Annotated in this window: 1 protein-coding gene; it reads right to left on the reverse strand. The window is 73.0% G+C overall.

The features are described 5' to 3' along the window. Nucleotides 1-28: 28 nt before the first annotated feature. The gene (locus JNUCC0626_RS14075) at nucleotides 29-14,719 is read right to left on the reverse strand and encodes an SDR family NAD(P)-dependent oxidoreductase (RefSeq protein ID WP_394620185.1); all 14,691 of its coding nucleotides are present in this window, start codon (nucleotides 14,717-14,719) and stop codon (nucleotides 29-31) included.

Genomic DNA, 14,719 nt, shown 5'->3' on the forward strand with positions numbered 1-14,719 from the left:
GTGGCCATGCTGGGTCTCCGCGATCAGGTCAGGAGGGGTCGAGCGCCAGCGAGACGAGGTCGTCCACGTCCATGGCGTCGATCGAGGCTTCGGCGGGTGCGGCGGTGGCGGAGCCGGGATCAGCCAGCCGCAGCAGGGGTTCGAGCAGTCCGGCCGCCCGCAGCCGGTCCACCCCGATCGCGGCGAGCACCGCGGTCAGGTCCGGCTCCGCCGGTTCGACGTGCAGCTCCGACTCCAGGTGCGTGGCGAGCGCGGCCGCGTCCGGGTAGCTGAACACCAGCGTCGCGGGCAACCGCAGCCCGGTCGCGGCGCCGATTCGGTTGCGCAGCTCGACCGCGGTGAGCGAGTCGAAACCCAGGTCGCGGAACGACTGCCGGGCGGGGATCGCGCTCGGGTCGGCGTGCCCGAGCACGGCGGCCACCTGGGTGCGGACGAACCCGACGAGCAGGTCATGACGGTCGGCTTCCGGCACCGCCGCGAGGCGGTGGGCCAGCTGGTCCGGCACGGCCGCCCGCGACGGCCGCCGGACGAGGCCGCGCAGCAACGCGGGCACCTCGCCCCGCACCGTGAGATCGAGCCGCATCGGGACCAACGCCACGCCACCATCGGCACGCGACGCGTCGAGCAGCGCCAGACCGTCCTCTGTGGACAGGGCCTTGACCGCGCCGCGGTTCTCCGCGTCTCCCATGCCTTCGGCCCACAGCCCCCAGGCGAGGGACTGCGCGGGCAGACCCGCGGCCCGGCGGTGGGCCGCCAGTGCGTCAAGGAACGCGTTGGCGGCCGCGTAGTTGGCCTGGCCGGGTGTGCCGAGCGTGCCGGCGGCCGACGAGAACAGGATGAACTCGTCGAGGTCACCGGCCAGCTCGTGCAGGTGCCAGGCCGCGTCGGCCTTGGCCTTGAGCACGGTCTCGACCTGGTGCGGCGTCAGCGTTTCCACCACGCCGTCGGCGAGCACGCCGGCGGTGTGCACCACCGACGTCACGGGATGCGCGGCCAGCAGCGCGGCCACCGCGTCGCGGTCGGCGAGGTCGCACGCGGCGAGCGTGACGTCCGCGCCGGAACAACGCAGCTCCTCGGCCAGTTCGGCGGCACCGGGCGCCGCGTCACCCCGGCGGCTGGCGAGCACCAGGTGCTGCGCGCCGTTCGCCGCCAGATGCCGGGCGACAGCCGCACCCAGCGCGCCGGTGCCACCGGTGACGAGCACGGTTCCCGAGATCGCCGGAACCGCGTCCTCTCCGACCCGGACACGAGCCAGCCGGGGAACCAGCACCTCGCCCGAGCGGATCGCCGCCTGCGGTTCTCCGACAGCGACGGGAACCGCGGCGGGGTCGTCGAGATCGAGCAACGCCAGCCGGTCCGGGTGCTCGGCCTGGGCCGAGCGCACCAGGCCCCACACCGCTGCGGCGGCGAGGTCCGGCACGTCCTCACCCGGCCGGGTCGAGACCGCGCCGCGAGTCACCACGACCAGTCGTTCCCCGTTGCCCGCCAACCACTCCCGGACGGCTTCCAGCACCGACGTGACGGTTTCGCGCACCCCGGCACCAGCGGGCACCGGCAGGAAGGTGACGTCGTGCGCTTCGCCGGACACCGTGCCCGGCACCCACTCGACGCGGAACAGCGCGTCCCGCACTCCCAGCGCGTCGGCCGAGAAAGGCCGCAGGGTCAACGAGTCCACGACTCCGACCGGTGCGCCCGTCCCGTCGGCCAGAGCCAGCGCGAAGCCCTCCGGCGCCGGGGTGAGCCGGACCCGCAGGCTGGTCGCACCTCGTGCCGACAGGTGCACACCGGCCCAGGAGAACGGCAGCCGCGCCGTGCGGTCGCCCCTCAGCGCGGCCGTGTGGAGCGCCGCGTCGAACAACGCCGGGTGCAGCAGGAACCCCGTGGCGGTCTCGGGCAGCGAGATCTCCGCGAACAGCTCCTCGCCACGGGCCCACGCGGCCCGCAGACCTCGGAACACGGGGCCGTGGGCGAGCCCCGCCGAGGCGAACCCGTCGTACACGTCGTCCACCGCCACGGGTTCCGCTCCGCTGGGCGGCCACTCGGTCAGGGCCACCGCGGGTTTGGAGCCCTCGGTGACCGTGCCCGCGGCGTGCCGAGTCCACGGTTCGGTGTCGTCACGACGAGCGTGCACGCGCACCGGGCGTTCCCCGTCCTCCGCGGCACCAACGGTGACCTGGAGCTGAACGCCCTGGTCCGGCACCACGAGCGGCACTTCCAGGGTCAGTTCGCTGACCACGTCGCAGCCGGTCTCGGCCGCGGTCCGCAGCACGAGCTCCAGCACCGCGGTCCCCGGCAGCACCGCGATGCCGCCGATGGTGTGCTCGGTGAGCCACGGGTGTGTCCGCGGCGAAAGCCTGGCCGTGCCGAGCACACCGTCCTCCCCTGCCAGCGGGACGACCGCGGCGAGCAGCGGGTGACCGGTCGCGACCAGGCCGGCGGCGGTGACGTCCCCGGCCTTCGCGGCGGCGGCGAGCCAGAAGCGCTCCCGCTGGAACGCGTAGGTCGGCAGGTCCACGTGCCCGCCGGAACCGAAGCCCGCGGCCCAGTCGACCCGGCGTCCCCGCACGTGCACCCTGGCGAGTGCGGTGATCAGGGTCTCTGGTTCCGGCCGGCCCGCCCGCAGCACCGGGACGGCTTCCACGTCCCCGTCGACCATCGCGGTCAGCACGCCGTCCGGGCCCAGCTCCAGGAAGTCCGTGACGCCTTCGGCAGCGCGCAGCGCGTCGTGAAAGCGGACAGGTTCGCGCACCTGGCGAACCCAGTGCGTCGCGGTGGCCGGGTCGCCGTCCTCCACTGTGGACAGAAGAGAGATCACCGGCTCGGCGAAGGTCAGCCCCTCGACGACGACGCGGAACTCGTCGAGCATCGGTTCCATCAGCGCGGAGTGGAACGCGTGACTGGTGTTGAGCCGCTTCGTCGTCGTCCAGGCCGCCGCGAAGGCGGTGACCGCCTCTTCCGCACCGGACAGCACGACGGAGTCCGGACCGTTGACCGCGGCGAGTGAGACACCGTTCGGCAACGGCAGAACGTCCTCTTCGGACGCCTGCACGGCGATCATCGCGCCACCGGCGGGCAGCGCCTGCATGAGCCGTCCCCGAGCGGCGACCAGCGTGGCCGCGTCCGGCAGGCTCAGCACCCCGGCGACGTGCGCGGCCGCGATCTCACCGACCGAGTGGCCCAGCACGACGTCCGGTTCGACGCCCCACGACTCCAGCAACCGGAACAACGCGACCTGCAGCGCGAAGATCGCCTGCTGCGCGAACTCGGTCGTGTCCAGCTCCGGCTCACCGTCGAAGACGACCGCCCGCAGCCTCGGGTCGAGGTGCGCGCAGACGGCGTCGAACGCCTCGGCGTACACCGGGAACGTCTCGTACAGCTCGCGGCCCATCCCCGGCCGCTGCGAACCCTGGCCGGTGAAGAGGAACGCGGTCCGGCCGTCCGGCACGACCTCTCCGGTCACGGCAGCGGGCTCACCACGGCCGAGCGCCGCCAGCCCCGCGTCCACGTCACCGACGACAACGGCGCGATGAGCGTGCTGCGGTCGTTCGGTGACCAGCGCCCTGGCGACGGCGGCGAGTCCGAGCCCGGGACGGCTGATCAGGTGTTCCCGCAACCGGGTCGCCTGCGCACGCAGCGCGGCCGGCGACTTGGCCGAGAGAACGACGGGCGGGCACGGATGCGCTGGCACTTCCGCGTCCGCCGGCTCGGCCACGGCTTCGAGGATGACGTGCGCGTTGGTACCGCTGATGCCGAACGACGACACGGCGGCCCGCCGGACCCCTGCGGGCCATTCGACCGGTTCGGTGAGAAGCCGGACGTCCCCCGATGTCCAGTCGACGTGCGGGGTCGGCTCGTCGACGTGCAACGTCCTGGGCAGCACACCGTGCCGCAGCGCCTGCACCATCTTGATCACGCCCGCGACACCGGCCGCGGCCTGGGTGTGGCCGAGATTCGACTTCACCGAACCGAGCCACAGCGGTGTCGTGCGGTCCTGACCGTAGGTGGCGAGCACCGCCTGGGCCTCGATCGGATCGCCGAGACGGGTTCCCGTGCCGTGCGCCTCGACAGCGTCCACATCGGACGGTTCGAGCCCGGCGCTCGTCAGGGCGGCGCGGATGACGCGCTGCTGGGACGGCCCGTTCGGCGCGGTCAGGCCGTTCGACGCGCCGTCGGAGTTGATCGCGGAGCCCTTGACCACGGCGAACACGCGGTGACCGTTGCGCTGGGCGTCGGACAACCTCTCCAGGACCAGGACGCCGACGCCCTCCGACCACCCGGTGCCGTCGGCGGCAGCGGCGAACGGCTTGCACCGCCCGTCCGGTGCCAGGCCGCGCTGACGGGAGAACTCGACGAACGTCGCCGGCGTCGCCATCACGGTCACACCACCGGCGAGTGCGAGCGAGCACTCCCCGGCACGCAGCGCCTGCGCGGCGAGGTGCAGGGTCACGAGCGAGGACGAGCACGCCGTGTCGACGGTGACCGCGGGCCCCTCAAGACCGAACGAGTAGGCCACGCGTCCGGAGAGGACACTGCCGGAGTTGCCGATGCCGACGAACCCCTCGACCCCTTCCGGCACCTCGGTCAGCCGGGCACCGTAGTCGTGGTACATCTGGCCGGCGAACACACCGGTGCGGCTTCCGCGCATGGAACCAGGGTCGATTCCCGCACTTTCAAACGCCTCCCACGACGCTTCCAGCAGAAGCCGTTGCTGCGGATCCATGGCAAGTGCCTCACGGGGCGAGATCCCGAAGAACGCCGCGTCGAACTCCGCCGCGTCGTAGAGGAAGCCGCCCTCACGTGCGGAGGTGGTGCCGGACCGCTCGGGATCCGGGTCGTACTCGACGTCCCAGCCTCGGTCGGCGGGGAACTCCCCGATGGCGTCACGCCCGTCGAGAACGAGCCGCCAGAGGTCGTCCGGCGACGTGACCCCACCGGGGTACCGGCAGCTCATGCCGACGATCGCGACGGGCTCGTCCACGGCCTGCGTCGTCGCCACCGCCCGGTCGGCCCGTTCGCCGGTCAACTCGGCTTCGAGGTGCTCCGCCAGCGCGGCGGGCGTCGCGTAGTCGAACACGACGGTGACCGCGAGCCGGAGCCCGGTGGCCGCGTCGAGCCGGTTGCGCAGCTCCACGGCGGTCAGCGAGTCGAACCCGATCTCGCTGAAAGCCTGGTCCGGCTCGACCGCGGCGGCCGACGCGTGCCCCAGCACGGCCGCGGACTCCGCGCGCACGAGGTCGAGCAACGCCTTGCGGTCCTCGGCGACCCGCCTGGCCGCCCGCCGCACGGGAACCCGCACGAGCCCGCGCAGGATCGCCGGCAGGTGCTCGCCCTGGGCGCGCAGCACCGCGTGGTCCAGCCGCACGGGCCACAGCACCGGCTCGTCGTGTGCCAGCGCGGCGTCGAACAGGGCCAGGCCGGTCTCGCTGTCGATCGGCCGCAACCCGGTGCGCTCGATCGCGCGCCGCTCGGCGTCCGCGAGCCCGGCCGCCATGCCGCCGTCCAGCCACGGTCCCCAGGCGAGTGACCGCGCGGGCAGCCCGTTCGCGATCCGATGAGCGGCCAGGGCGTCGAGGTAGGCGTTCGCGGCCGCGTAACCCGCCTGCCCCGCGCTGCCAAATGCCCCGGCCACCGACGAGAACAGCACGAACGCATTCACCCCGTGAGTCAGCTCGTGCAGATGTCGTGCCGCGTCTGCCTTCGGGCCGAGCACGGCAGCGAGCCGCGCCGGGTCCTGAGCGGTGATCACCCCGTCGTCGAGCACGCCGGCCGCGTGCACGACCGCGGTGACCGGGACCTTCTCGAGCAACGCGGCGAGCTCGCCGCGATCGGCGACGTCGCACGCCGCCACCGTGACCTGGGTTCCCGCAGCTTCCAGTTCCGCGACGAGAGCCTTCGCGCCCTTGGCCTCCAGGCCTCGGCGTGAGGTGAGCAGCAGGTGCCCGGCTCCCTGCCCGGCCAGATGCCGTGCGACGGCGGCACCGAGCGCACCCGTGCCGCCGGTGATCAGGACGGTGCCATCGGGGTCGGCGATGCTCGTGGGCTCACCGGCGGCGGCTCGAGCCAGCCTCGGCACGAGGACGGTTCCGTTGCGGACCGCGGCTTCCTGCTCGTCGGGCAGGGTGCGGAGCTCGTCGTCGTGGCCGAGGTCCACCAGGCCGAACCGGCCCGGGTACTCCTGGGCGGCGGTGCGCACCAGGCCCCGGGCGGCTGCGGCGGGGAGGTCGGTGACGTCCTCACCCCGGCTCGTGGCGACGGCGCCGCGGGTGACGAGAACCAGGCGGGAACGAGCGAACCGCTCGTCGGCGACCCAGCTCTGGACCAGCTCGAGGGCACGGGTGACGGCGTCACCCAGCTCGCTCCGAGCCCATTCGACCGCCACGACAGCGGGCACCGGGGTGGTGAGATCGGCAAGCCCGGCCACCGCCAGCGGGTGGACACCGGTCTCCCCCGCCGGCACCCACTCCAACCGGTGCAACGCGTCCAGCCGCGCCGCCACCTGACCCACCGCGACCGGCCGCAACGCCAGCGTTCGCACGCTCGCGACGCCCCGGCCGGTCGCGTCCGCCAGCATCAGGCTGATCGAACCCTGCCCGGCAGGCCGAATCCGAACCCGCAACGACGCCGCACCCGCGGCGGCCAGGGACAAGCCCGCCCAGGAGAACGGCACGAACGCGCCATCGGGAACGAACGACCCCAGCCCGACACCGTGCAAAGCCGCATCGAGCAACGCCGGATGAAGCCCGTACCCCTCAGCCTCCGCCACCCGTTCCGCGGGCAGCTCGACCTCGGTGAACACGGCCTCGCCGTCCCGCCAGGCCGCCCGCACGCCCTGGAACGCCGGCCCGTAACCGAATCCCTGTTCCGCGGCCCGGTCGTACAGGTCCTCGACCGGCACCGCCTCCGCCCCGGCGGGCGGCCACTCCGTCAGGTCGTCAACGGAAACCTCGGCAGCACTCACCACACCGGTGGCGTGCAGAACCCAGGAGTCATCGGACGACCGCGAGTGAACGGCCACCGACCGTCCCTCGGCCGGCGGCCCGACGGTCACCCGCAGCGCGACCTGACCCCGCAACACCAGCGGCGCACCGAGGGTGAGCTCCTCGACGACCGGGCACCCCAGCTCGGCCCCCGCGCACAACGCCAGCTCCGCGAACGCGGCGCCGGGCAGCAACACCTCACCCAGCACCTCGTGCTCGGCGAGCCAGGACGTGGCCGACAGCGTGCCGGTGAACACCGCTCCGCCGTCCGGCAGTTCGACAGCGGCACCCAGCAACGGATGGCCGGGCGCGGACTGCCCGAGCGAGGTCACGTCCGCGACCGGAACCGCGTCGAGCCAGTACCGGTTGCGCTCGAAGGCGTAGGACGGCAGGTCGACCGGCGCCGAGCCGGTGCCCGCGAACACCTCGGCCCAGTCCGGCTCGACACCGCGCACGTGCAACCTGGCCAGCGCGGCGATCACCGCGGGCACCTCCGCACGCCCTGCCCGCAGCAGGGGAACCGCGCCCTCGACCATCGCGGACAGGACGCCGTCCGGCCCGATCTCGACGAACTCGGTGACGCCCTGCTCCCGAAGCCGCTCAACGGCGTCGGCGAACCGGACGGGCTCACGAACCTGCCGCACCCAGTACTCCGGCGACAGCTCAGCCGAAACATCCACAGTGGACACGAATGGAATCAGCGGATCCGCACACGTGAGCCCATCGATCGCCGACGCGAACTCGGCCAGCATCGGCTCCATCAACGCCGAGTGGAACGCGTGACTGGTGTTGAGCCGCTTGGTCTTCGCGAACCTCGAAGCCACCCCGGCAACCGCATCTGCCTCACCGGACAGCACCACCGCCGAAGGACCGTTGACCGCAGCCAGCGAAACACCCTCCGGCAGCGGCAGAACGTCGGTCTCGCCGGCCTGGACCGCAGTCATCACGCCACCCTCGGGCAGCGCCTGCATCAACCGCCCGCGAGCGCCGACCAGTGAAGCAGCGTCCTGCAGCGACAGCACCCCGGCAACGTGTGCCGCGGCGATCTCACCGACCGAGTGCCCGGCGACGAGCCCAGGCCGGATGCCCCACGAGTCCAGCAACCGGACCAGCGCCACCTCGACGGCGAAGATCCCCTGCTGCGCGAACTCCGTTCCGTCCAATTCGGGACGGCCCTCGAAGACGACCTCCCGCACCCGTGGATCCAACTGCGCACACACCGCGTCGAACGCCGACGCGTAAGCCGGGAACACCTCGTACAGCTCACGGCCCATGCCGGCGCGCTGCGAACCCTGACCGGTGAACAGGAACGCGACCTTGCCGGCACCGGCACGTCCGATGTGACCGCCACCGGACGCCAGAGCTTCAAGACCCCGCAGCAGTTCCTCACGATCAGAGCCGACAACAGCCGCGCGGTGCTCCAGCGTCGCACGCCCATGAGCCAATGCCCGCCCCACAACGGCATCCGGCAGGTCCGGCGCTGCCACCAGCAACCGCCGAGCCTGCTCACGCAACGCATCCGGCGTTTTGGCCGACAACACCCACGGCACCGCGGGCAACGAGCGTTCGGCCGCCACCACGGGCACGTCCGGCGCTTCTTCGAGCAGCACGTGAGCGTTGGTGCCGCTGATCCCGAACGACGACACCGCGGCTCGGCGGACCCGGTCACCGGCAGGCCACGCGACGGGCTCCGTCAGCAGCCGGACCTCGCCGGCGGTCCAGTCGACGTGCGGGGTCGGCTCGTCGACGTGCAGCGTCCTGGGCAGCAGTCCGTGCCGCAGCGCCTGCACCATCTTGATCACGCCCGCGACGCCGGCGGCGGCCTGGGTGTGGCCGAGGTTCGACTTGACCGAGCCCAGCCACAACGGCGTCTCGCGATCCTGGCCGTAGGTGGCGAGCACCGCCTGGGCCTCGATCGGGTCACCGAGCCGGGTTCCCGTGCCGTGCGCCTCGACCGCGTCCACATCGGACGTTGTCAGCCCGGCGGTCGCCAGGGCCGCCCGGATGACGCGCTGCTGGGACGGCCCGTTCGGCGCCGTCAGGCCGTTCGACGCGCCGTCCGAGTTCACCGCGGAGCCGCGCACCACGGCCAGTACGCGATGCCCGTTGCGCCGGGCGTCGGACAGCCGCTCCAGCACCAGGACACCGACACCCTCACCCCACCCGGTGCCGTCGGCGGCAGCGGCGAACGACTTGCACCGGCCATCCGGCGCCAACCCGCGCTGACGCGAGAACTCGACGAACGTCGCCGGCGTCGCCATCACCGTCACACCACCGGCGAGCGCCAACGAGCACTCCCCGGCGCGCAACGCCTGCGCGGCCAGGTGCAACGCCACCAACGACGACGAACACGCCGTGTCCACGGTGACCGCAGGGCCCTCCAGCCCGAACGAGTAGGCGATCCGTCCGGAAAGGACGCTGCCGGAGTTGCCGATCCCCAGGAAACCTTCGACATCGGCGGGCGCGGTCGTGAGCCGGGCGCCGTAGTCGTGGTACATCAAGCCCGCGAAGACGCCGGTTCGGCTGCCTCGCAGGGAGTCGGGAGCGATACCGGCGTTCTCGAAGGCTTCCCAGGACGACTCCAGCAGCAACCGCTGCTGCGGATCCATCGCCAACGCCTCACGCGGGCTGATCCCGAAGAACGCCGCGTCGAACTCCGCCGCGTCATACAGGAAACCGCCTTCGCGCGTGTACGTCGTGCCGGACCGCTCGGGGTCCGGGTCGTACTCGACGTCCCAGCCGCGATCGGACGGGAACTCCCCGACGCCGTCTCGACCTTCCGCCACCAGCCGCCACAGGTCCTCCGGCGACGTGACGCCACCGGGGTACCGGCAGCTCATGCCCACGATGGCGATGGGCTCGTCGGCCGCCACGACGGTCGTCGCAGCGACGGAAGTCGAGGTGCCCAGCAGCTCGGCCCCGAGGTGTGCGGCCAGCGCCGCCGCGCCGGGGTGGTCGAACACCAGCGTCGACGACAACCGGAGCCCGGTCGCCACGGCGAGCCGGTTGCGCAGCTCGACCGCGGTCAGCGAGTCGAACCCGATCTCGCTGAACGCCTTGCTCACGTCGATCCGGGCGCCGCTCTCGTGGCCCAGCACGGCCGCGGCCTCGGTCCGGACCAGCTCCAGCAGCAGCGCCTCGCGGTCGGCCGCGCTCGCGGATGCCAGCCGTTCACCGAACGCCGACCCGGCCGGCGCGCGTCGAGCCGTCTGCCGCACGAGGCCGCGCAGCAGTGCCGGTACCGGACCCGCGCGGAAAGCGGCGAGGTCCAGCTTGACCGGCAGGGTGACAGCGCGGTCCACGGCCAAGGCGGCGTCGAACAGCGCGAGTCCGTCCTCAACGGACAGTGCCGTCACGCCACCGCGCGAGGTGTGCGCGGCCATCCCGGTTTCCCAGGCGCCCCAGGCCATCGCCGTGCCGGGCAGTCCTGCGGCCCGGCGATGCGCCATCAGCGCGTCCAGGTAGGCGTTGGCGGCGGCGTAGTTCGCCTGCCCGGTGGCACCGAAGACACCGGCCACCGAGGAGAACACGACGAAGTCCGACAGACCGGCGTCGCGGGTCAGTTCGTGCAGCAGCCAGGCCGCGTCCACCTTGGGGCGCAACACGGTGGCGAGCCGCTCCGGAGTCAGCGAGCCGAGCATTCCGTCGTCGAGCACACCGGCCAGGTGCACCACGGCGCTGAGGCCGGGCACCGAGCCGAGCAGCGCCGAGACCGCGTCCCGGTCGGTGACGTCGCAGGCCACGACCTCGATGCCGGGTTCGGCCGGCCCGCCCCGGCGGCCGGCGACGACGACCCGCCGGGTGCCGCGGTCCAGCAGGTGCCGGGCGAGGGCCGACCCGAGCGCGCCGGTGCCACCGGTGATCAGCACCGTGTCCCAGTCCAGCGGACCACCGGCGAGCGCGGCGGCCCTGGTCAACCTGGGCACGAACGTGCGCCCGCCGCGAACCGCGAACTGCGGCTCCCCCGCCGGGAATCGCGTCAGGCCGGCCTCGTCGTCGGTGTCCACCAACAGGAACCGGTCGGGGTGCTCGGCCTGCGCGGCCCGCACCAGCCCGCCCACGGCCGCACCGGCGAGATCGGTGACGACCTCGTCCTCGACAGCGACCGCACCGCTCGTGACGACCACGAGCCGTTCGTCGGGCGCAGGCTCCGAGTCGAGCCACTCCCGCAGAGCGACCAGCACCCGTGCGGTCGCGGCGTGCGTGGCCTCGGGATCGGTGCCGCCGTCGACCGCGAGGATCGTCGGCCGGATGTTCTCGGCCGTGCCGCCAGGGGGCAACTGCGGCCAGTCCACGGCGAACAGCGACTGCCGGGGCACCGCCACCGGGCGCACGGTCAGTCCCTCGACGGAGACGACCTGCTGCCCGGTCTGGTCGGTGGCCGTGAGCGTGACGGTGTCCGGTCCGGTGGCCGACATCCGGACGCGCAGAGCCGACCGGCCGCGCACGGGCACCGTGATCCCGGTCCAGCTGAACGGAACCCGCCCCACACCGGTGTCGGGCAGCACGCCGAGCGCCATCACGTGCAACGCGCTGTCGAGCAGCGCGGGGTGCAGTGCGAACCGTTCGGCGGAGTCCGGGAGCTCGACCTCGGCGAAGAACTCGGCATCGCGTCGCCAGGCGGCGCGCAGGCCCTGGAACGCCGGGCCGTAGTCGAAACCGCGGTCGCCGAACCGCGCGTAGACGTCGTCGACGTCCAGGACTTCGGCTCCTGCGGGCGGCCATTCGGCCGATCCGGTGGCGGGTCGGCTGCCCGCGGACACCGTGCCAGTGGCGTGCCGGGTCCACGGCTCGTCGAACGCCGAACCCGCTGGGCGCGCGTGGACGCGCAGGCTGCGGGCGCCGTCCCAGCCGGGGGCGCCGACGGCGATCTGGATCTCGACGCCGCCGTCGGGCAGCGTCAGCGGTGCTTCCAGGGTGAGCTCGTCGATCCGGTCGCACCCGGCCTGTTCCGCCGCGCGCAGGGCCAGTTCGACGAAGGCCGTGCCGGGAACCAGCGTCGAGCCGAGCACGACGTGATCAGCGAGCCACGGGTGCGAGCGCGGCGAGAGGACGCCGGTGCAGAGGAACCCGTCCCCGTCGGCGAGAGCCAGCGCGGCGCCCAGCAGCGAGTGGTCGAGGTGGGTGAGTCCGGCGGCGCCGACGTCACCGGTCGCGGCGGGCGCGGCGAGCCAGAACCGCTCGTGCTCGAACGGGTAGTGCGGCAGGGAAAGTCGCCGGGTGCCGCCGAAGAACGCCGGCCAGTCGACGGAGGTGCCGCGGACGTGCAGCGTGCTCAAACCGCGGATCAGCGTCTCGACTTCGGGTTTGCCGGCCCGCAGCAACGGAACGGCGCCGTCGGCGAGCGGGGTGAGCACCGCGACGGGGCCGAGCTCGGCGAAGACCGTGACGCCCTGGGCGCGCAGCCGTTCGACGCCGTCGTGGAACCGGACCGGTTGCCGCACCTGGCGGACCCAGTAGTCCGCGTCCCACGACGCTGCTTCCTCCACGGTGGACAAGATCGGCAGCACGGGTGCGGCGAAGGTCAGCCCGCTGATCGCCGCCGCGAACTCGGCCAGCATCGGTTCCATCAACGCCGAGTGGAACGCGTGGCTCGTGTTGAGCCGCTTCGTCTTCGCGAACCGAGAGGCCACCGCGGCAACGGCGTCCGCCTCACCGGACAACACCACCGACGACGGCCCGTTCACCGCCGCCAGCGAAATCCCGTCCGGCAACGGCAGAACATCATCCTCACCGGCCTGCACGGCGATCATGGCGCCGCCCTCCGGCAACGCCTCCATGAGCCGCCCGCGCGCGGTCACCAACGCGGCCGCGTCCCCGAGGGTCAGGATCCCGGCGACGTGAGCGGCCGCGACCTCTCCCACCGAGTGGCCCAGGACGAAGTCGGGCCGGACACCCCACGACTCCAGCAACCGGAACAAAGCCACTTCGAGCGCGAAGATCGCCTGCTGCGCGAACTCCGTGCGGTCCAGCTCCGATGAACCCAGCACGTCCTTCAGCCGCGGGTCCAGGTGTGCGCAGACCTCGTCGAACGCCGACGCGTAAGCCGGGAACGCCTCGGACAGCTCGCGACCCATGCCGGCCCGCTGCGAACCCTGACCGGAGAACAGGAAAGCGGTCTTCCCGCCAGGCTGCCCCTGAATGACGTCGAACTCGCGCAGCGCGGTCAGCAGCGCGCCGCGATCCGCGGCGACGACTGCGGCGCGATGCTCCAACCCGCCGCGCGTGGCCATCGCGGCCGCCAGCTCCGGAAGCTCGTGCTCCACAGTGGACAGCAGCTCCGCCTGCTCGCGCAGCGCGGACGCTGTGCGGGCGGAGAGAAGCACCGGCACGACAGGCAGGACAGGTGCCGCGGAGCGCTCGGCGGCCGGAGCCTGCTCCAGGATCACGTGCGCGTTCGTGCCGCTCATCCCGAACGACGACACACCGGCACGGCGCGGCCGGCCGGTCTCCGGCCACGGCGTCGCCTCCGTGAGCAGCCGGACGTTGCCCGCCGCCCAGTCGACGTGCGGCGTCGGCTCGTCGACGTGCAGCGTCCTCGGCAGCACACCGTGCCGCAGCGCCTGGATCATCTTGATCACGCCACCGACACCGGCGGCGGACTGCGCGTGCCCGATGTTCGACTTCAGCGAACCGAGCCACAGCGGTTCGGGCCGCTCGCCGCCGTACGTGGCGAGCACGGCCTGCGCCTCGATCGGGTCGCCGAGCCGGGTTCCCGTGCCGTGCGCCTCGACCACGTCCACATCGGACGGTGCGAGGCGGGCACCGGCGAGAGCGTCGCGGATCACCCGTTGCTGCGAAGGGCCGTTGGGCGCGGTCAGCCCGCTGCTCGCGCCGTCCTGGTTGACCGCGGAACCGCGGACGACCGCCAGGATCTCGTGGCCGTTGCGCTGCGCGTCGGCCAGCTTCTCCAGCAGGACCAGCCCGACGCCCTCCGCCCAGCCGGTGCCGTCCGCGGCCGCCGCGAACGACTTGCAGCGCCCGTCCGCCGCGAGCCCGCGCTGCCGGCTGAACTCGACGAACAACGTCGGCGAAGCGAGCACCATCACGCCGCCCGCGAGTGCGAGCGAGCACTCCCCCGCCCGCAACGCCTGCGCGGCCAGGTGCAACGCCACCAACGACGACGAACACGCCGTGTCGACCGTGACCGCGGGACCTTCCAGCCCGAACTGGTACGCGAGCCGCCCGGAGATCACGCTGCCCGCGTTCCCGGTCAGCAGGTGGCCTTCGAGTCCTTCCGGGGCGACCGGGAAGCCGGTCGCGTACCCCGACGAGGACGCGCCGACGAACACACCGGTCCGCCCGCCGCGGAGGCTCACCGGGTCGATGCCGGCGTCCTCGAACAGCGCCCACGACGACTCCAGCAACAGCCGCTGCTGCGGATCCATCGCCAGCGCGGCCCGGGGCGAGATGCCGAAGAACTCCGCGTCGAAACCGGCGACGTCGTCGAGGAACCCGCCGGCGGCGGTGTAGCTCGCGCCGCGTCCCTCGGGGTCCTGGGTCAGGGCGGCGAGGTCCCACCCTCGGTCGGCGGGGAACGACGTGATGGCGTCACGGCCGTCCCGCACCAGCTCCCACAGATCGTCCGGCGAGGCGACCCCACCGGGGTAGCGGCAGCTCATGCCGACGACGGCGATCGGCTCCGGTTCGCCGGACTCGATCTCCTGCAGGCGCGTGCGCGTCCGCTGCAGGTCGGCGGTCACCCGCCGCAGGTACTCGACCAGCCGGTCCTCGTTGGACAC

This window comes from Lentzea sp. JNUCC 0626 (assembly GCF_043632865.1).
Classification (GTDB): domain Bacteria; phylum Actinomycetota; class Actinomycetes; order Mycobacteriales; family Pseudonocardiaceae; genus Lentzea.